Source organism: Lysinibacillus sp. A1, assembly GCF_000801965.1.
Lineage (GTDB): Bacteria > Bacillota > Bacilli > Bacillales_A > Planococcaceae > Lysinibacillus > Lysinibacillus fusiformis.
Genome location: NZ_JSZM01000007.1, coordinates 94,383 through 114,119 on the forward strand (window position 1 = coordinate 94,383; position 19,737 = coordinate 114,119).

General features: G+C 34.8%; 18 protein-coding genes and 1 pseudogene. 16 read left to right on the top strand and 3 right to left on the bottom strand.

What is annotated here, in order from left to right; translation table 11 throughout:
• Positions 1 to 38 precede the first annotated feature (38 nt).
• From spoIIP to PI85_RS23495, 7 genes are all read left to right on the top strand, one after another.
• A complete protein-coding gene (gene spoIIP, locus PI85_RS05135) occupies positions 39 to 881 on the top strand; it encodes a stage II sporulation protein P (RefSeq protein WP_225316126.1) in 843 nt (280 codons plus the stop codon).
• Between the two features lie 414 nt (positions 882 to 1,295).
• Positions 1,296 to 3,182 (top strand): acyltransferase family protein, encoded by a 1,887-nt coding sequence (locus tag PI85_RS05140; protein ID WP_036127242.1) that lies wholly within the window; start codon positions 1,296 to 1,298, stop codon positions 3,180 to 3,182.
• A gap of 256 nt (positions 3,183 to 3,438) precedes the next feature.
• Positions 3,439 to 5,265: a translation elongation factor 4 gene (lepA, locus tag PI85_RS05145; RefSeq protein WP_036127241.1), complete on the top strand. Its 1,827-nt coding sequence runs from the start codon at positions 3,439 to 3,441 to the stop codon at positions 5,263 to 5,265.
• Positions 5,266 to 5,894: 629 nt separating this feature from the next.
• A complete protein-coding gene (locus PI85_RS05150) occupies positions 5,895 to 6,164 on the top strand; it encodes a hypothetical protein (protein ID WP_036127240.1) in 270 nt (89 codons plus the stop codon).
• A 136-nt stretch (positions 6,165 to 6,300) separates the two neighbouring features.
• Positions 6,301 to 6,474, top strand: a complete 174-nt coding sequence (locus PI85_RS24815) for a hypothetical protein (protein WP_235318458.1) — start codon at positions 6,301 to 6,303, stop codon at positions 6,472 to 6,474.
• A 166-nt stretch (positions 6,475 to 6,640) separates the two neighbouring features.
• The gene (locus tag PI85_RS05160) at positions 6,641 to 6,856 is read left to right on the top strand and encodes a phage holin (protein ID WP_235318459.1); all 216 of its coding nucleotides are present in this window, start codon (positions 6,641 to 6,643) and stop codon (positions 6,854 to 6,856) included.
• Positions 6,853 to 7,407, top strand: a complete 555-nt coding sequence (locus PI85_RS23495) for a M15 family metallopeptidase (RefSeq protein ID WP_052323445.1) — start codon at positions 6,853 to 6,855, stop codon at positions 7,405 to 7,407. The genes PI85_RS05160 and PI85_RS23495 overlap by 4 nt, the downstream gene beginning before the upstream one ends.
• A 325-nt stretch (positions 7,408 to 7,732) precedes the next feature.
• On the opposite strand, the gene PI85_RS23500 is transcribed toward PI85_RS23495, so the two are convergent.
• Positions 7,733 to 8,425 carry a hypothetical protein gene (locus PI85_RS23500; protein WP_051998118.1) on the bottom strand — a complete coding sequence of 231 codons (693 nt, stop codon included), beginning with the start codon at positions 8,423 to 8,425 and terminating at the stop codon, positions 7,733 to 7,735.
• A 94-nt stretch (positions 8,426 to 8,519) separates the two neighbouring features.
• Between PI85_RS23500 and PI85_RS05175 the strand changes: the two genes are divergently transcribed.
• Both PI85_RS05175 and PI85_RS05180 read left to right on the top strand, forming a co-directional pair.
• A complete protein-coding gene (locus PI85_RS05175) occupies positions 8,520 to 8,747 on the top strand; it encodes a hypothetical protein (protein ID WP_036127239.1) in 228 nt (75 codons plus the stop codon).
• A gap of 206 nt (positions 8,748 to 8,953) precedes the next feature.
• On the top strand, positions 8,954 to 9,223 hold the full coding sequence (locus PI85_RS05180; RefSeq protein ID WP_369794226.1) for an aconitate hydratase: 270 nt from the start codon (positions 8,954 to 8,956) through the stop codon (positions 9,221 to 9,223).
• A gap of 49 nt (positions 9,224 to 9,272) precedes the next feature.
• Here PI85_RS05180 and PI85_RS05185 read toward each other — a convergent pair whose 3' ends face one another.
• Positions 9,273 to 10,316, bottom strand: coding sequence for an Ig-like domain-containing protein (locus tag PI85_RS05185; protein WP_036127237.1), 1,044 nt, complete (start codon positions 10,314 to 10,316; stop codon positions 9,273 to 9,275).
• 535 nt (positions 10,317 to 10,851) lie between these two features.
• On the opposite strand from PI85_RS05185, the pseudogene PI85_RS24820 reads away from it, so the two are divergent.
• The 3 genes and pseudogenes from PI85_RS24820 to PI85_RS05200 form a co-directional block, all read left to right on the top strand.
• Positions 10,852 to 11,106, top strand: a pseudogene (locus PI85_RS24820) (CPCC family cysteine-rich protein); the annotation flags it as partial.
• Positions 11,107 to 11,572: 466 nt separating this feature from the next.
• A complete protein-coding gene (locus PI85_RS05195; RefSeq protein ID WP_036127236.1) occupies positions 11,573 to 12,400 on the top strand; it encodes a MerR family transcriptional regulator in 828 nt (275 codons plus the stop codon).
• Between the two features lie 78 nt (positions 12,401 to 12,478).
• Positions 12,479 to 13,621 carry an agmatine/peptidylarginine deiminase gene (locus tag PI85_RS05200; RefSeq protein WP_036127235.1) on the top strand — a complete coding sequence of 381 codons (1,143 nt, stop codon included), beginning with the start codon at positions 12,479 to 12,481 and terminating at the stop codon, positions 13,619 to 13,621.
• A 681-nt stretch (positions 13,622 to 14,302) separates the two neighbouring features.
• On the opposite strand, the gene PI85_RS05205 is transcribed toward PI85_RS05200, so the two are convergent.
• Positions 14,303 to 14,488 (bottom strand): hypothetical protein, encoded by a 186-nt coding sequence (locus tag PI85_RS05205; RefSeq protein ID WP_036127234.1) that lies wholly within the window; start codon positions 14,486 to 14,488, stop codon positions 14,303 to 14,305.
• Between the two features lie 827 nt (positions 14,489 to 15,315).
• Between PI85_RS05205 and PI85_RS05210 the strand changes: the two genes are divergently transcribed.
• The 4 genes from PI85_RS05210 to PI85_RS05225 all read left to right on the top strand — a co-directional run bounded on the left by PI85_RS05210 (position 15,316) and on the right by PI85_RS05225 (position 19,577).
• The gene (locus PI85_RS05210; protein ID WP_036127232.1) at positions 15,316 to 15,738 is read left to right on the top strand and encodes a hypothetical protein; all 423 of its coding nucleotides are present in this window, start codon (positions 15,316 to 15,318) and stop codon (positions 15,736 to 15,738) included.
• A 320-nt stretch (positions 15,739 to 16,058) separates the two neighbouring features.
• Positions 16,059 to 17,651: an AraC family transcriptional regulator gene (locus tag PI85_RS05215; RefSeq protein ID WP_036127230.1), complete on the top strand. Its 1,593-nt coding sequence runs from the start codon at positions 16,059 to 16,061 to the stop codon at positions 17,649 to 17,651.
• 124 nt (positions 17,652 to 17,775) lie between these two features.
• Complete coding sequence (locus PI85_RS05220; protein WP_036127228.1) at positions 17,776 to 18,741, top strand: ABC transporter substrate-binding protein; 966 nt, start codon at positions 17,776 to 17,778, stop codon at positions 18,739 to 18,741.
• 191 nt (positions 18,742 to 18,932) lie between these two features.
• Positions 18,933 to 19,577, top strand: coding sequence for a GntR family transcriptional regulator (locus PI85_RS05225; protein WP_036127225.1), 645 nt, complete (start codon positions 18,933 to 18,935; stop codon positions 19,575 to 19,577).
• The last annotated feature ends 160 nt before the right edge of the window (positions 19,578 to 19,737 follow it).

Below are 19,737 nucleotides of genomic sequence, written 5' to 3' on the forward strand. Positions count from 1 at the left end.
AATAACACCCCCCCTCCATACGATATGGGGAGGAGGGTGTGACTTTGCTAAAAAAACTACAATGGTCTTTTGGTATATTATTGTTCTTTTTCGTATTACCTGTCATTGCTGGGCAACTTCCGTTCAACAAGCAAGCATCGACTCCGATTAAACAACCTGAAGATAAACAAGTCGTGTTTGCCGCTACTAATCTAGAAGAACAGAATGTACTTGAACAAACGAAAGAGCCCGAACCAGATTTAGATCCGTTTAAGGTGTTAGTATTATTTACGCATACGCATGAAGCATACGAACCGATGGTGAAAGCTGTGAGTGGTAAGGTAGCGACTTCTCATGAAACGGTCAACATTATGAGCTTGAAGGATAAGATTGTGAATCATTTTAATGTCAATGGTTTAAAGACGGATATTCTTGATGTAGATACTATGAAGGAATTACAAGCACAGGGGAAGGGCTATCATCAATCCTATGATGTAATAAGACCTTTTCTTAGTAAACATTTAGAAACCAATAATTATGATTTAATACTAGATTTACATCGTGATTCCTTAAAACATGATCTTACAACGATCTCATATAATGGGGAAAACTATGCGAAAATCGCTATCGTCGTTGGGGCAGAGCATGCTAATTACCGCTGGAATACAGCTTATGCAGAAAGTTTATCTTCCACATTGAATGCCATCGTTCCGAAAATATCAAAAGGTGTTATTTCCAAAAGTGGAGATGGTGTCGATGGGAGATATAATCAAGATTTAGCAAAGCAAATGATGATTATTGAAATCGGTGGGATTGGCAATACAGAAGAAGAGGTAAATCGAACGATTGCGGTAATCGGGAAAGCCATATCAAAGGCATTTGTTAATGATTCAAAAAAATAAACATAGTATTCAAAAAGTGAGTCTCCTAAAGGCTCGCTTTTTGATATTTTATTATAATAAAAATTTCCAGAAAAAAATCTAATTATTGGGCTTTCCATTGCTCAATTCTTGCCTTATAATTTTCAAGTTGGCTCACGATTTTATAATGAATGAAGGCATATGCTAACAGGGTGAAAGAGCTTTTGTAGTATCTACCATTTATGGTAATGCCTTTTTAGAAATACATATGTAGAGAATGAATTTTATAAGAGACTAGAAAAGTAATGACATTCAATATTTCTCTAAAACTTTTATCGTTTCTCAAACGTCAAACATATAAGTGAACAAACTAATCATTTGAGAGGGGATGGTTTTCAATCAAGGTTTCACATTACTTGACAATAGGTTTTATAGATTATTGAAGGAAGGAATAGTATGTCAGGCAAGTCATTAAATCATCGTTACATTCCTGGACTAGACGGGATTCGAGCATTAGCTGTATTAGCAGTTATTGCTTATCATTTTAACTTCAGTTGGGCTAGAGGTGGCTTTTTAGGAGTTGATATCTTTTTTGTACTATCAGGCTATTTAATCACCTCTACCATGTTACCTTTAAAGGGAAACCAATTAACAGTCAGTCTAAAGAAATTTTGGATTGGGCGATTTAGACGGTTACTACCGGCTGCCTACGTTATGATTATTACATCATTTGTTTGGGCAATGCTCTTTCATAAAGAGCTCCTTCATACATTACGTGGAGATGCACTGTCTTCTATTTTCTATTCAAGTAATTGGTGGTTCATCTTTCATAAACTTTCTTATTTTGATAGTTTCGGTTCTCCATCACCCTTAAAGAATTTATGGTCATTAGCCATTGAAGAACAATTTTATGTAATTTGGCCAGTGCTTTTAATGATAGGACTGTATGTTGTAAAAAAACAAAGTAAACTAGCAAAGATTGTTTTCTTTGGAGCTATTTGCTCAGCCTTATTAATGGCGATACTTTACCAGCCAGGTGCTGATCCGAGTCGTGTATATTATGGAACGGACACACGCTGTTTTGAATTATTAATTGGCTGTTGGTTAGCGCTTATTTGGCCAATGAAAAGACTATCATCACAAAAATTATCAACAAGCCATATGAAGAAATTAAATGCTATTAGCTTTATTTCGTTTACTATTTTTCTTGTCAGCATTATGTATGTGGATGAATTTCAAACATTCCTTTATAGAGGAGGAATGTTCCTATTTTGCTTGAATGCAGCCGTATTAATTGCTTGTGTTTGTCATCCAGTTAGTATTTTAGGAAGAATACTTGCATGGAAACCACTATGTTGGATTGGCTCTCGATCCTACGGTATTTATCTTTGGCACTACCCCGTCATGGTATTAGGTACACCTATTCATGAAATTGGAAACCCCTCCTATTGGCGAATTGCGCTTCAGCTAGTACTCATCGTGACGATTGCAGAATGCTCCTATCGCTTTATTGAAATGCCGATTCGTAAAGAAGGGTTCTGGGCCTATTATCGGACATATTTCGTATTCAATAAAAAGAAATGGGGAAGCCTCACATTTTCAAGAAAAGTATCTACTGTCATGGTTCCACTTTTCCTACTTGTATTTTTCACAGGGATTACAGGGGTCGTGGGAGAAGGCCAGCAAAGTTCAAAGGATTCGTATCCAACTGCCATTAAAATTAATGGTGATGAACCTACTGCTAATCCAATAAAAGAACCGGACAAAACAACCGACAATCCTTCACCTAGTAAGGAGGAAGAAGTAGCTGATGTTCCAAATATAGAAACACCAAAGCCAGAAGAAAACGAAACAAATGTTGTACCTGAGAAAGAGGATACTTATCAAAACATACTAGCAATTGGTGATTCTGTTATGATCGATATAGCAACGAGCTTACATAAGGTTTTTCCGAACATTACAATTGATGGGAAGATAGGTCGTCAAGTTTCACAAGCTGTCAAGCTAGCACCAAATTATGCGAGTTTTAATCAATCTAATAATGCGATAATTATCCAATTAGGGACAAATGGCTATTTTACGAATGACCAAATAGATACACTTCTAGCTGCATTTGCTAATGCAGATATTTATTTAGTAAATACACGTGTGCCTCGTTCATGGGAAGGGAAAGTGAATGCGTCTTTACACCAAAAGTCAGAGGAACATGAAAATATTACACTCATTGACTGGCATGCGGCAGCCCTTAATCATCCAGAATACTTCGCTCCAGATGGTGTTCATTTAGAGAAAAAGGGTGTTGAGGTTTTAACAAATCTTATTCAACAATCTATCAACAAATAAATGAATAAAAAAGTCAGTATATACAGCTTTTGTCTGTGTAGCTGACTTTTTTTATTTCGTAGAATAAAATAATTTTTCTATCCATACTGAGTGAGGAGTCCAATCCCACTGTATTTATATACTTAAAACTATGAAAATTAATAGCGGTAGCGAACATTGAAAGTATTGATATTATAGGCTTTCTAGTCTAGTTGCTGTTGTACTTTGAGTAGCGTTCATAGTATAATTCATTATAGTTTAATTAGGAGTGGAAAAGATGAACCGAGAAGCACGTTTAAAACGACAAGAGAATATACGAAATTTCTCTATTATTGCACATATTGACCACGGGAAATCAACGCTTGCTGACCGTATTTTAGAGCAAACAAAATCATTAACATCCCGTGAAATGAAAGCACAGCTCCTCGACTCAATGGATTTAGAGCGTGAGCGAGGCATTACGATTAAATTAAATGCAGTTCAATTAAAGTACGAGGCAAAAAACGGTGAAGTATACACATTTCATTTAATCGATACACCAGGACATGTCGATTTCACATATGAGGTTTCCCGTAGTTTAGCTGCTTGTGAGGGCGCCATTTTAGTGGTGGATGCTGCACAAGGTATTGAAGCGCAAACACTGGCAAATGTTTATTTAGCACTTGATAATGATCTTGAAATTTTACCTGTTATTAATAAAATTGATTTACCAGCAGCAGATCCTGAACGCGTACGTCAAGAAGTGGAGGATGTCATCGGGTTAGATGCATCTGAAGCAGTATTAGCTTCTGCTAAGGCGGGAATTGGGATTGAGGATATTTTAGAGCAAATCGTTGAAAAAGTACCAGCACCAACAGGTGATCCAGATGCACCTCTACAAGCCTTAATCTTTGACTCAATTTATGATGCCTATAAAGGCGTTATCATCTCCATTCGAGTTATCAACGGGACTGTAAAGCCTGGAGATAAAATCCGCATGATGGCAACAGGAGCGGAATTTGAAGTCATTGAAGTTGGGGTACATACACCAAAAGTTGTGCCGCAATCTGAATTAACGGTTGGAGATGTAGGCTATTTAACAGCATCTATTAAAAATGTAGGGGACACACGCGTAGGGGATACAGTAACCTATGCAAACCGTCCTGCTACTGAGCCACTAGCAGGGTACCGTCGCTTAAATCCAATGGTATACTGTGGTTTATACCCAATCGATACAGCTAAATACAATGATTTACGTGAAGCTTTAGAAAAATTAGAGTTAAATGACTCGGCTCTACAGTATGAGCCAGAGACATCTCAAGCACTTGGTTTTGGTTTCCGTTGTGGGTTCTTAGGATTACTACATATGGAGATTATTCAGGAGCGTATTGAGCGTGAATTTAATATTGACCTAATTACAACAGCGCCTTCGGTAATTTACGAAGTCCATATGACAGATGGCTCTTCCATCAAAGTAGATAATCCTTCCTTTATGCCAGATCCACAAAAAATTGATCGTGTAGAGGAACCATATGTAAAAGCTACAATTATGGTGCCAAATGATTATGTAGGAGCGGTCATGGAGCTATGTCAAATGAAGCGCGGTAATTTCATGACAATGGATTATATCGATACAACTCGTGTAAGTATTATTTATGAAATGCCACTATCAGAAATCGTGTATGATTTCTTTGATTATTTGAAATCAAATACAAAAGGCTATGCATCATTTGACTATGAATTAATCGGTTACCAGCAATCAAAATTAGTGAAAATGGATATTTTATTAAATGGTGAGCAAGTCGATGCACTAAGCTTTATCGTACACCGTGATTTTGCCTATGATCGTGGTAAAATTATCGTTGAAAAATTAAAAGAATTAATCCCACGTCAACAATTTGAAGTTCCTATTCAAGCAGCAGTTGGCCAAAAAATTGTGGCACGTTCAACAATTAAAGCGATCCGTAAAAACGTTTTAGCGAAATGTTACGGTGGGGATATCTCACGTAAACGCAAGCTTCTTGATAAACAAAAAGAAGGTAAAAAACGTATGAAACAAGTAGGTTCAGTCGAAGTCCCACAAGAGGCATTCATGGCTGTACTAAAGATGGATGATACGAAGTAATATTGGTCTAACAGGGTTGAATAAAACGAGTGCTTTTTAAAAGTTAGGTGGGTCTACCACTAGTAATTTTGATAAAGTGTGAGCGAATGAATCAAAGAGGTATGTAGCACCCTTGACCATTTTCTCTCTGAGGTGGACATAGCGAACTGTTACGGCAGCTTGCTATGTCCTAATCTTTTTTCTACTGTTATAACAGATGTACCGTTTTGGATTAAAGCTGTTGCTTACATGTGTGTGGCGTAAGGAATGCTTGCTAAAACAGATGTTTAATTTTTTGCTTATTTTAATAGTATTATATTTAATTACACTTGGCGTGCAACGTCCGCCATTTTCTTTTTTACATACATAATCGTTTTCAGGATCCATTAAACAAGTAAACGCAGCATTAGCTAGCATTATTTTTTATATCTAAACCACTAACATTTTTGAAAAACTAATTAACATTCCTCAATATTTTATATTTATATATATGCATATAGTTAAAGTGGGGAAATAAGTGTTAGGATATCTAATGTTGACGGATCGCCGTGTGCGATGAAAGTCGCCTGCTCGGTGAAGGCTCGTTATAAAACCGAGATAAAATGGTATAAGACGAGAATAGCGTACCATCAACACCGAATGTAACAATAATGCCTGGATTTGAGAGTGGACATGCACGTTCTATGTCCATAAATAGTGTTACTGTTTATTATTTAGAAGCAATAATATTTGAAAACTCAGGAGGGACCGTTACATTTAAAAATCCAACATCTTCGAATTCATCAGTAGTAACAGTATCTTTAGAAAATGGTGCTGCACTAAAGATAAATAAGGTATTAACTGGAAGTTCAGTAATAACAGTAGATTATATAGATAGTAAGGGTGTTACAGGTATGTATGTAATAAATGTTGACAACTAATTATTAAACCTCACCATTTGGTGGTGAATCTTTTTTAAAGCCTTCCACAGATAATTGTGGAGGGCTTCTTTTATACAACAAGACCAAAGCAATGCACTGTGCCGAACAGTGCTATTTTTATTTGTGAGGTATTGACATGGACAGTCAGACAGTAGCTTTAATCGGAATTTTATGTACAGTATTAGGTGCTTTTATTGGGGTGCTCACTTACAACCGTAATCGAGACAAGGATGTAAAGAACGATGCATCTGATTCAGCTGTAATACGCACTAAATTAGACAATATTAACGCTGGGGTAGGAATCGATTAGGATTGATATTAAAGCGCAAGAAATGCGTGTTACAGGATTATCAGAGCGTGTGATTCGTGTAGAGGAATCTAGTAAACAAGCACATAAACGTTTAGATAAAATGGAGGGAATTACACATGAAAATTAATTGGAAAGTTAAGTTCGTTTACAACATAAACAATTTTGGGTGTCATTAATCGCATTATTACTAGTGCTCGCTAATCAAACAGCGGGCATTTTTAATGTCGATATTACAATTTACAATGCACAAATCACAGCCATTTCAGAGACTGTATTAAGCATTTTAGGATTACTTGGTATTATTATCGACCCTACTACAAAAGGCACCTCAGACAGCGAGCAAGCATTGAATTATGACAAGCCAAAGGGTGATGTGAAATGACAAGCATTACAACAACCTGCCGAGACATTTCAGAACTATTACCAGCTGCACAAACTGCCTGTCGATTGTTATTCCAAGAGTGCTTTAAAGCAGGTATTAAGAATGTCTTTATTACTGAAACGTATCGCTTACATGAACGACAGAAGTACCTTTATGCACAAGGAAGAACTCGACCAGGGCAGATTGTCACTTGGACACTAGACAGTAACCATAAGTTACGATTAGCGTGGGATATTGCCGTTGGTCCTCCACAGGTTTTATATGATGTGGCAACCCTAAGTCGAGTAGGAGCTATTGCACGTAAGCTAGGCATCACATGGGGTGGAGATTGGACAGGTAATATTGATCGTCCTCACTTTGAGGTTAAGCCAAATTGGATTATGCCGAAGGGGTACAAAATTGAAGGACAAGTGATTATTCCAACCAATAGCAAATACCAAGTGCAATTAACTGTGGAAGGCAATACAACTAAACCAATTGCAAAGGATGATGATAAAATGTTATTGACTAATGAAACAACTAAGGCAGCTGTACGTGACTACATTAAATAAGCAGTCGGTAAAGGACTAATTAATAAATCTTGGTTGGAGAAATTCGATAATGGCAATATGACAAGTGGTGATTTGAAGGATTGAAGATTATCATTTCACAGCGTAGTGAATAAGTAAGTATAAGAAGGCTTAAATACAAAAGAGATTCAAAAGACTATCATTTCTAATTCAAACTTTATACCATTTGAACAATAGCAAATGACCAGGGTTGTAAATTAAAAAAAGCCGTAGTAAATGAAAATGAGGACTGCAAAGCTCTTTCATATTCTTCTTGTAAAGAATTTAAAAGAGCTTTGCAAATATTTTTTTAATTAGTTAACATTAATTAGTCTTTATATTTAATAACACCAAAACAAACACCAATAGGTTTTAATGCTGTGCCATCACCTGTTCTTTTACCATCTCTATAAACATCATATTGTTTAGATAAATACGTTGGGTTAGCAACAACGTTCCATGTTTGTCCAGCTGGAACTTTATCAGACCAAGTTTCTGTTACCATATATTCCTTGCTTACATCAAAGCCGAGTGCTGCGGATATTACACTTAAATCGACTTTAACATTTGCACTGAGCTGTGCTCTAACTTTTTGATTAATTTCCATTTTAGCATTTCCGGCAGGAAAGTAAGATGATCGTATCAGTTCTACTCCACATACTTGGCCAGTATTTGTAACCTTAATAGATGGGGGTCCTGCGAAAGTTGTAAAATTCGGTAGTGAATCGGCATCTTCTATTACTTCATTGCTTTCAGGCAAATAAATAGATATACCCATTATTTCCTTGCCATCTAATTCTAATGGGATGTTGTTATCAACTGCTGCTTTTTCAAAATCAATAACATCATATATTTTACTTCCGTTATTTGACTCAAGGTCAGATTCTTTTAAAGTGTAACTAGTTAAGTCATATGTACACGAATTAACTAACGTATTTGCTGATGCTTCATTGAAATTACTTAGCGCGAAAATAAAAGTAAATGCAGCCGCAAAAATGAGTTTTAATGTATTTTTCTTCATTTTATGCTCCTTTTTGGTATAATTAACAATTATGTACCGGTACAAACAAATTGTAACATATTTACAAAATAAAGCAAGATTGGAAGTGTGCATCGTGAAAATAGTTGGAATTGTGCTTTTAGTTATGTCTGGATTGATTTATACTTTAGAAAGAGGATTTACAATGCTATCAACTAGCATTGCACAAGCTGGTTTTTTTGCAGGTAAAATGTCCGGAGAAGTTCCGGATATTAAAATGAGTTCGTTTATCGACAATTTATTTGTTCCACTTTTTTTTGTTTTAGGAATAATTACACTAGTTTATAGCTTTCTTAAGAAATAAAAAAACAAAGTTTGTTCCTTATAAAGTTAAGAAGCCCTAGTACTCATTAATTTGATTCTAGGCTTTTTTATTTCCACAAATTAATGCTTGTCAAAACGAGAACGTTTGTTCTTAAACAATACAAGCGAATGTTCTTGTCGAGAGGGTGGAGTTGTATGTGAATCCTGAGCAATGAATTTTTAATTCTAGAAATGGCAGTTCAATCATTGCAACGTGACTTCTTCTTTGTAATTGAAAATTTGAAAATGAGTAAAGTTTATTTATCAATCCTTGATAAGCTACTAAAAGACATAAGCTATGATTATTACAATTCAAAAAGGCTGTTGGCAAAGGATAAAATAAGATTGGTAAAGTGCGAAAAGATAGACGAATATTTTAGTGCTGTGCATATTGCGACAGCAGGAAATGATGTAGTACTCAGATATGCTAGTAAGGCTCTTAAAATTCAGATAGAAAAATTATTAATCAGTCACTAAAATAAAGTCCAGGCGCTCAATTGAAAGTGAGTACCTGGTAATTTTTTGTTTAATATTCTCTTACTTCAAATGAAGCAATTTTATCATGTACAATATATTCTGTTACTTTTTTATATGGAGATATCGTTTTAGAAAATTTGAATGTTGATGTACCTTGTGCACTTTCAAACCAATTTAAGTAATTGTTTAATACTGTATTCGTTACATCATATTCCTTTGTTATGCCGTTTACTAAAGTGATACTCAAAATAGCGTTAGAAAATGCATTATCTGGTTTCTTAACGATAACTGTACTTGTAGCAGAAATATCTGTGTTTTCTATTGTTGCTATAATGATTGCTGTACCTTCATTAATTGCAGTTACATTACCATTTTGATCAACAGTGGCAATTGATTCATTACTAGATGTCCATATTACTTTCGCTGTATCTGGTATAACTGTTGCGAATAATTTATCTAGACTACCTTCTAAAAGTTCTAATGTATTTCTATCTAATGAAATTGATTCAGGTTTAGAAGGTGTTGATAGTTTTTCCATCATTTGTAGTTCACAAATTGCTAGATTTACCTGGTTATTAGTACTATTTGTTAGGGTAACATTAACTCTGTATTTGTTATATTTATTAGTATTTTCAAACGTGAAACTTTGCTCAGGTTTTTCTACCCAATCACTTTTAGTTACATTGCTATGGGAATCTAATACAACCCAATTTGAACCATCCCAAGCTTCGAATGTCCAAGAATTAGGAAATTGTTCTGGCCAATTACCTTTATTATGGATTACGTATTTACTGATTACCTTTGGTTCTGTAAACTCATATGCTAACCAACCTGATTTTTGAGATGTTCCCCATGCTCGGTACTCACCACCATTTTGATAGCTTAATACTCCATCAAAAGCTTTCCAACTTGGTGTAGAACCATAGTAATTTGAAGATGATGCTTTACCAAATTCTGATTCATTTGAAGTCATTTTAGGTATTAAATTTTCTGAATACCCATCTTCAGCATGTGCATTTTCAACATTAAAACTGATTAATGTTAGCATAATTAATGCTAGGTAAATAAAACGTTTTTTTAATAAATTAACCACGTATGTATCCTCCTTTAAATTAACAAGGCTATTATAAATAACCTATAAAAACAACTTTAACCAATAAGATGCTTATTTACCATGATAAGTATCTTGCGTATTTAATAAAAAAACCACTCGATTGAGTGACCTAAAATCATTATTTTACAATCTCGCCTTTATATAATTTCCAGTTAAATTTCATTTCCATATCCCTCATGAGCACCAACCTCACTGCTCCAATGTAAAATAATTTCTTCATAAATAACACCCCTTGATATTACCATTTTAGGAAATAACACAAAGAAAGCATACAAAAAAACAGACAACCTTGTTTAGTTATCTGTTTTAAATCTTCGTACCATCTTCCATTACGAAAGTCTTCCACAATCAATAGTGCTTAGTGAACCATCGCTAGATAATTGGCTTGAGTGGCAAATGGAAATAGTTATCCAAATGAAAGTTATATGAGGTATTATTAAACTTATTAAGTAGTTTAATGCAATAGAATTTTGAAGAAATTTACATAGAATTGAGTCGAGAGGTGAGGTGTACTATGAACAAAATTACGTGCCCATGTTGTGGTTATAGAACATTGAATAGTGTTGGAGATTATGATATATGCCCAATTTGTTTTTGGGAGGACGACCCTTTTCAAAAAGACAATGAGTACAATTTAGGTGCTAACCAAGTGCCCCTTATTGAAGCACAAAAAAATTATATTAGGTATGGTGCTTGTGAGAAAAGGTTTGTTAAAAATGTTCGAAAGTCTAATGAACGAGATAAAAGAAATCCTAATTGGAAGGCATTGAAGGATGATTTGTATGAGTTGGGATTAGTTTGTAAGAAGTTTAAAGAAGGGGTGTATAATATTGCAGATTTAGAACATAACTTATCTTTGATTGATGTTCCAAAAGAGATAAACAAAATTGTAGAACAAGCTATGAATGATTTAGAAATGATTAGGTTTTGCACTTCTGACTATAAGCAAAGAGACGAAGCTATAGAGATTGTTGGAAATTTGTTAAAACGGTTGAATATTAAACGATAGAAACTTAAAATTAAAAGGGCTTCACCTAAATAAACCATAAAAGAATACACCATGATGGGTGGTCAAAAAATAAAACACTAAATAGCAGCCTTGGATTATAACGAAGTTGATTTGCTTTTTTTCGAATTTCTAACGTCTCCAGGTGGGCGATAGCTGTTGTTATTATAAACTTCTGACATTTACTACTGATTTTACATGAATATAATGACAGAGATAAGGGAGAAATATGTACACGATTAGCAGATTTTCACAGCTTTGCAAAATGAGTGCTCGCATGTTACGACACTATGACAAGGAAGACCTTTTGAAACCAGCACTTGTTGATACAATAAATGGTTATAGATATTATGAACACAGTCAATTAGAAACAGCATTAAGAATCAAGAAATTAAAAGAGTATAGATTTTCCCTACCTGAAATTAATGTGATCCTCAAATCAACAGATATTACAATGTTTATAGGAATGATAAACTCTAAAATAGATGAAATATCAAACGAAATGAATCAGAATAGGCAGATTATTGCAGAAATGCAAGAATTGATTGAAAAGAAAGTGGATATATTACATGGAGTAAGAAAATCGTATGATATATTGCTCGGAATTAGAAATGAGATTAGTGTAATAAGTCAAAGAGTGTACATTAATATTAATGACATGGACAAGTATATTGATTCCCTTTATGATAAGGCAAAAGAAAATAATATAAAATTACTTAGTGTCCCTTCAGCCATTTTTATGGGTGAAGAGTTCACTCCTGAAGAAAGTGATATTGAAATACTGATTCCAATCACTAGTGGAAGTGAAGAAAAAATATCAAGTGAATGGCAGATAAAAAAACTTCCTCAAAATATTGTTGCTACTACTTTACATATTGGAAGCTATGACTATATCGGATATGCACACGTTGCACTTGAAGAATGGGTAGAAAGCAACGGTTACAATTTGGTTGGTCCGCCATATGAATCCTACTTGAAAGGTTCGGAATGTGACTGTCCCGAAGAGGATTATGTGACACAAATTAGCTTCCCTGTTATCAAAAAGACTATGAAATAATCGCTTGACCTTAACACTATGTCAAACCTTATTCTAATTACATCAGAGAACCAATCACAACATAAGGAGATCATAGTTATGAAAAAAATTATTGTATTTTGCACAGGAGCTGTATTAACGGCTGGTTTCATAATGGGAGGGTGTAATCAAACTATAGTAGAGGGAAGTCAAACTGTGAATAAACAATCCGTAGGTAAGTATACAATGCCTGATGAAAGTAGTAAACATGAAGGAACTTGGTTGCATTGGCCACATTCCTTTACATATGGTAAAAGATATGCAGAAAAGATTGAACCAATTTGGATTGAAATGACGGCTGCGCTTAGCGAAGGAGAAAATGTTCATATAATCGCTTATGATAAATATGAAAAAAACTATATATATGACCTTTTGTATGATGAGGGTATTAATATGGACAAAATCGATTTTTATATTGTACCTACTGATGATGTATGGTCAAGAGATACAGCACCAATTTTTGTATACGATAAAGATAACAATATGAAACTCATGGATTGGGGATTTAATGGATGGGGAAAGAAAACACCATATAAAAAAGATGCATTAGTACCAAGTGTTCTTAGTAAACAGTTAGGTATGGAAAGAATAAATCTTAATAGTGTGGTACTCGAGGGTGGAGCATTTGAACTGGATGGTAATGGTACTTTTTTGTCAACACGTAGCTCTGTTATTAATAAAAATCGAAACCCTAATCTATCAGAATTAGAAATTGAGGAATCTATGAGGGAAAATTTCGGTGTTACTAACTTTATTTGGCTAGATGGTGTGCCGAACTTAGATATTACTGATTTTCACATTGATGGTTTTGCAAAATTCTATGATGAGTCTACTATTATTACAATGAATAAAGATGATTTAAAAAAATGGGGTCTCTCCAATAAGGATATAAAAAAATTGATTAATGCCAATAATTCCTTTGACAAGCCATATCAGTATGAATATTTACCAATAAGTCACAACAATGTGATTTTAGATAATGGAGAGGATTTAGGCTATAAAGGTTCGTATGTAAATTATTATATTGGGAATACGGTTGTATTGGTTCCTAATTATAATGACCCTAATGACAAAATAGCAAACGATAAAATCCAAAAACTATACCCTAATCGTAAGGTAATTGGTATTGATGTAAGGGAACTTTATAAAGATGGTGGTATGATTCATTGCGTTACACAACAACAACCAGTCAATTTAAAGTGATAAATTTTTTACGCCAAATCACAATCGTTTGAAAACAATGCTACCGTTATGTTGTTTTATATTTTACTATGAATATATATTACAGATATTGCTTCTAAAACATATAAACTTGGTTTTTTTGTAACTACCTGTATGCAGTTAAATAATTTTAAAAGACCACTCCGTGATGGGTGGTCTTAAATTTTCCCCATCATATCCCCACCAGTCGTAGAAAATAAAGCTCGATAAGTAAAAATATCCATGAATAAAATTAAATAAAAAAACAACCGACAAACCCTTATATATTATAGGATTGTCGGTTATATAGAAGTATAAAAAGATACGCCTGAATACAGCATTTCTATAGGAGGCATTCATGGCTGTACTGAAGATGGATGATACGAAGTAAGATTGGTCTAACAGTGTTGAATAAAACAAGTGCTTTTATATCAGTAAGGGGGGGTACCACTATAAAATATATAAGCAATTCTTATAAAGCTTGCGAATGAGTCAGAGATGTATGTAAAATTTTTGTCCACTTTCTCACTTTGGTGGACAGCAATCTATTACGGCAGCTTGCTATGTCAATGTCTGTTGTCATTAGTAGGTTCCTTTGACTCATTAATAAAACTAAAAACTAATATAAAAAAAGACCACTTCAAATGAGCGGTCTGAATAGATAAAACGTTAAATAGTCTTAAATTATAATGAAGTGGACTTACCTTTTTTCTCATCAATAATAAGGTCTTCTTTATCTGGGTGAGGGAGTTCAGTATATCCCTTACGGCCATTAGATTCTTTAATATTGCTTGGATCTGCTGCCCTAGAAAATGATTGTTTTGTTGGCTCATCCGTTGCAAATTCTGTATTTTTTTTATCTCTTTTCATTTTGACACCTCCTAAAGATATTATTTAACGTATCCAATTAAATATCCCTCGTTTATTTCAAATTTTTTCAACAAGCGATTTATAATAATGGAACGTCATTTATTTAGCAAGTATTACTTACGCTCTAAAAAATTAGACTCACTTGGAAAATAGTATGTTTATTATAGGCTGCGTCGTGATAGGCAGTTATTCTTTTGTATTATAATAATGGCGTAAAGGACAAATACTTTTTTGTAATAAAAATAGATAGCAGCACGAAGTTGAGTGAATGGGTATGTATATCCATGGAAGCACTGACATTATTCATTAATTGGCAAGAGACATTTGTCAAAATTGGCTGGAACACTATTGTAAAGGATGCTTCCAATATGATGGAATGCGGTTAGAATGGTCTAAATGGTTAAAGAATATACTGGATGTAATGTAAAGGATAGAAAAGGGGATGGGGATTATTGGATTATTAAATATTATTATGAGTGCTTTTGGGATTACGATGATAACTTTATTTCTTTTTCTTTGGTCACTTGATGAAGACAAATGGAGTTTAATGGGTATTTCCTCTTATGTAATTCCTGCCATATTAATTTATTTTGTTGTTTTTGTGTATGTGTAGAAATTAGATAATTCTAGCAGTGAACTTCATGTATAGTAAATGAATATGAACACTTCTTTTCAGGAGGTCGCAGAAGGTCGAAAAATCCATGGACAAGTACACTTATACAAAGATAAAATATTCATTTTCTTTATGTAGAAAATTCCAAAATTGGTAATCTTGATGCTGGAGTGATTGCTTTAAAAATTATTACTAGTAATGGAAGTGAAAATGAATGGCCATCATAAAAGATAGATCATTTAGTGCCTCGAAAACAAGTATGGAATTTACGATAGTGGAAACGGATTCTGTTTCTAGTACAATTAATATTCATTTTTATTGTGGTAATCATCATTTGGGTTATACATTTTTTGTTTTACGAAGTGACCTGATGATGTTACATACGTTAATTCTAAGAAATTGGGATGAATTTTTAGAAGCAGGAGTATGGGATTCAACGGATCCTTCCTTTTCGTTGTCTATCTCGGCAAACAAAAGTGAGTTGATTGAAGAACAAATTTACCAATTCCAATGTTGGATAGATGCTGGTGAATATATGTCAAGTCGATCTACTCGTTCTGGGATTGGAATTACCATTTATCAAGATCGAAAAACGATTGAAGAATTTACATTACAGATAAAGCATGAACTTAATTAGGTTTAATAAGCTCCAGGCTCGCGTTCAGGACGGAACATGGGCTTTTTTGAGGTGATTATTGGGGCAAAGCTTTTATAAGCTAACGCATTTTTCTTCATATAAAGTGAATAGCAAGATCATTTTAATATATATGGGCGAGAAACTGTAAATGGGCCAATTTAATTGGCTTTGTATCCCTTTTGGATTTGTTTTTTTTATGGTAGATTACAGTTTAGTTGGTTTGGCCTCATTGATTGGGTCACACTTGCTGTCTGACAACACTGTACATATTTCATATAGAAGATTGTTTTGCAAAAAATAAAATGGGGGAATTTAATGAAATGCTGACATATGAGCTTCTGGACACAATGCTTCTAGCAGACGAGGGAACGATTAGCCCTGTTGTGCTGGCAGGTCCATTTCCTATGGTTATCATTCCGACACAGCCCGTATTTATTCGAGCAGAGAAAGGTATTTATCGAATAGGTAAAGGGCAATTTGTCTTGCTTTTACAACAAGAGCAGGATATCTATCTAGTTCCAAGCGATAGGGAGGGTTTTGCACCTGTTTACAGCATCTCATTTACTAGTTACCGGTTGGCAAAACGGGAGAAGGATGAGCTATTATATGTGATTGATTTAACGCATTTGCCTGCACATGGGCAGATCATGGAATTTCCTCGGTATGCAGAAGGTTTGCTTAAAAATTTGCTGGAACAGTTCCAGCGAACGCAAAATCTGAATACAACCCCTAAGCTCCATTTGCTTCTGCACGAATTACTCGATACCATTTTTGAAAGAAAGAGTATTGATAACAGTTTTGTGACGAACGATCAAGCAATTCAACAGGCTGTTACATATATCAAACAACATTTTGCAGCACCGCTAACGCGTTCTTTTATGGCCGCTATGACTGGCTTTAACGAAAGCTATTTCTCCTCGCTGTTTAAGAAGGAAACAGGGTGGAGCTTTGCTGAGTATGTGAATCAAATTCGGGTAGATCAAGCAAAGCTTCTACTACTAAGAACAAATGACAAATTGCAGGATATTGCGTTGAAAACAGGGTTCGCAGACGGTTCATATTTGGGGAAAACCTTTACTAAATATGTTCATCTTTCACCTAGCAGTTTTCGTAAGAGGAGGCATTCTCATCGTATAGTTAGTATACAATTTCTAGGGGCATTAGTAGCATTGGGCATTCAACCCCTCGCTACTACACGGGAGCTACTTCAATCTTCTAAGCTATTGCACAAACGATTGCCGACCATTGTGGAAATAGAGTCCTTTGATCAACTCGAAGAGATACGCCAGCTCGAACCAGAGTTAATTGTGGCACCAACTTATTTTTATAACTATCCTGATATAATGAAAATACTCGAACAAATTGCCCCTGTTTTAACAATTCCTTGGGGGCAGTTGGACAAGCTGGAAGAGGTAAGACTGCTTGGAACACTACTAGGGCGTACACAACAGGCTGAGGAGTGGATTGCAAAGCTACAACAGTCGGCTCAAGAAGCAAGAGAAGTCATTCAACCATTTTTAAAGTCAGATACAACAGCTGGTATCTTTGAATTAAGTCATGATAATTTATGGCTAATCCCTTATCTATCGGTGCGCTCCGCCTACACTCTATTTGAATTATTAGGGCTACGAGCCCCTCAAACCATTGAACGGGAGATACTTCAAACTGGTAAGCATCTTAAAGTGACAGAACAGGATTTGCCCATATATGCGGCAAGTCATATGTTTTTGATTGTGCCAACGGATGATACGGAATCTTTTCGTGCCCAGCTTATGCAGCGTTCCATTTGGCAACAATTAGTGTATGAGCAAGGCTGCCAATTACATCTACTGAAGCTCAATGAATTTTGGTTTGATGATGGTTTCTCATTGGAGCTCCAGCTGGATGTAATGGTAAAATTGTTAATTAAATAAAACTAAATCCAACAATTTTCCCTATAAAACATCCAATTTAAAGGCGTTGTTCTTGTACAAGACTGTCTCTATAATGAATATATCATCGTGAATGATAATCATTATCAAATAAGGAGGTACAATCTTGTACTTACATAAGTTGTTAAAATCGATATTATTTCTTGCTTTAATCACCATACTTACGGCATGTGGCAATGCCAATGACAGCACTAAAACCAATACAAATCAGGATGCTTCTACAGCCGAAACGTCAGAATCAGCAACAAAGATTATTAAAACACAACGTGGGGATTTGGAAATGCCAAGTCATCCAAAGCGTATTGTGACAGACGGTTATTTACCAGAGCTACTTGTACTAGGTGTCAAGCCGATCGGTTCTACACAATGGGATTTGGAGAACAAAGTAATCCAAGATCAGATTGATGGAATTGAAACAACTGGAGAGAGATCATTAGAGACCATCGTACAACTGAAACCAGATTTAATTATTACTTGGGTGAGTGATGAAGCAATCCTTCAGCAATATGAGAAGATTGCACCAACTCTTGCAATTCCTTATAGCTCAACAGGGGATATTTATGAAACTATGCGTCTATTAGGTGATGCTTTGGACAAAAAGGATGAAGCGGAAATATGGATTAAGCAATTAGATCACACAGCTGAGGAAGCACGAGCACAGCTTGCAACTATAATTAAACCTGATGATACGTTTGCGCTGATGGGCGTTTTTGTAGTAGATAAAGGGTTTTATATTTATGGTGACGGAGGCTATAGAGGCGGAGAAGCTATTTATAAGCATCTTCAACTAAAGCCACCAGCGAAACAGGCGAAAGAAATGATAGGGAAAGAAGCTTATCGTCAAGTTTCGTATGAAGTCATACCTGAATATGCCGGCGATTATATTTTCATCGATCAAGGTGATTTAATCTCAGAGGTATGGGGGGAGAGCGAAGGACTTTGGAAGTCACTTGACGCTGTGAAGAATGACCGAGTATTCAAGCTTGACCCAGAGCTGTTCTGGGGCAATGACCCAATCTCATTAGAACTGCAAATTAAAGAAGTGGTGAAAATGCTGACTGAAAAACAATAATAAATAGTTCCAATCTTAAAGATCACTCTAAAGGGTGGTCTTTTTCTTTTTACCTCTACTAGGGTGTTCTGTGTTAATTAGTACTTTTTCCATTGATAAGAAAAGAATTAATTGAGAAAAAATGGGGTATATATTAAAATCAATTTATACATACAATATATTGTATTAAATAACGTATTGGAGAATTCATAATGGAATATTTATCGCTAAAAGACCATGTTTATAATTATATTGTGGAACAAATTAACAATGGGAGCTTGCTGGCTGGAAAAAAGGTGAATGAAAACCATATTAGTGAAAGCCTCAATGTAAGTAGAACACCAGTAAGGGAAGCACTCATTCAGCTGACATCAGAAGGTTTACTAGAAAATATCCCACGTAAAGGGTTTGTCATCAAAAGTTTAACGAAGGAAGAAGCGAAGGAGACTTATTTTATTATTGGGGCATTGGATGGATTAGCTGCTTCACTGGCATTGCCATTTTTAACGGAAAAAGATATGAAGGAGATGGAGTTTTATATTCAAAGTATTGATTTAGCTATTAATACAGAAAATTACAGGATGTACGATAAAATGCAAGAGGCTTTTCATGGTGTTTATCATAAGCTATGCCCGAATAAAAGTTTGATTGAACTTTTACTGCAATTAGAGAAAAAATTTATGAAAAACTTAGGGGAAAATGACTCAACTGATCGAGTAAAGGAAATGTTAACGCAGCTCAACAATGAACATCGGGAAATTCTTGATTTTTTCAAAAATGGAGATGCCATTGCTTTAGAAAGATTCCTCAAAGAAGTTCACTGGAATATGGAAAGAGCGGAGAAAGTATTGCTATAATTGCTAGAAAAACTGGAAAAACTAAGAATCTGTTTCGAATGAGACAGATTCTTTTTTTTATTGACATATAAAATAAAATATATAATATATAGAATTAAATGAATATTATATATTGTCTTTCAACAAAGGAGAAAGGGGATTATTTTGTTTCAACAAACTT

Excerpts from the sequence above, each read along its gene's own strand:
- PI85_RS05140 (WP_036127242.1), top strand. The coding sequence starts at position 1,296 with ATGTCAGGCAAGTCATTAAATCATCGTTACATTCCTGGACTAGACGGG.
- lepA (WP_036127241.1), top strand. The coding sequence starts at position 3,439 with ATGAACCGAGAAGCACGTTTAAAACGACAAGAGAATATACGAAATTTC.
- PI85_RS05150 (WP_036127240.1), top strand. The coding sequence starts at position 5,895 with ATGCCTGGATTTGAGAGTGGACATGCACGTTCTATGTCCATAAATAGT.
- PI85_RS24815 (WP_235318458.1), top strand. The coding sequence starts at position 6,301 with ATGGACAGTCAGACAGTAGCTTTAATCGGAATTTTATGTACAGTATTA.
- PI85_RS23495 (WP_052323445.1), top strand. The coding sequence starts at position 6,853 with ATGACAAGCATTACAACAACCTGCCGAGACATTTCAGAACTATTACCA.
- PI85_RS23500 (WP_051998118.1), bottom strand. The coding sequence starts at position 8,425 with ATGAAGAAAAATACATTAAAACTCATTTTTGCGGCTGCATTTACTTTT.
- PI85_RS05195 (WP_036127236.1), top strand. The coding sequence starts at position 11,573 with ATGTACACGATTAGCAGATTTTCACAGCTTTGCAAAATGAGTGCTCGC.
- PI85_RS05200 (WP_036127235.1), top strand. The coding sequence starts at position 12,479 with ATGAAAAAAATTATTGTATTTTGCACAGGAGCTGTATTAACGGCTGGT.
- PI85_RS05205 (WP_036127234.1), bottom strand. The coding sequence starts at position 14,488 with ATGAAAAGAGATAAAAAAAATACAGAATTTGCAACGGATGAGCCAACA.
- PI85_RS05210 (WP_036127232.1), top strand. The coding sequence starts at position 15,316 with ATGGCCATCATAAAAGATAGATCATTTAGTGCCTCGAAAACAAGTATG.
- PI85_RS05215 (WP_036127230.1), top strand. The coding sequence starts at position 16,059 with ATGCTGACATATGAGCTTCTGGACACAATGCTTCTAGCAGACGAGGGA.
- PI85_RS05225 (WP_036127225.1), top strand. The coding sequence starts at position 18,933 with ATGGAATATTTATCGCTAAAAGACCATGTTTATAATTATATTGTGGAA.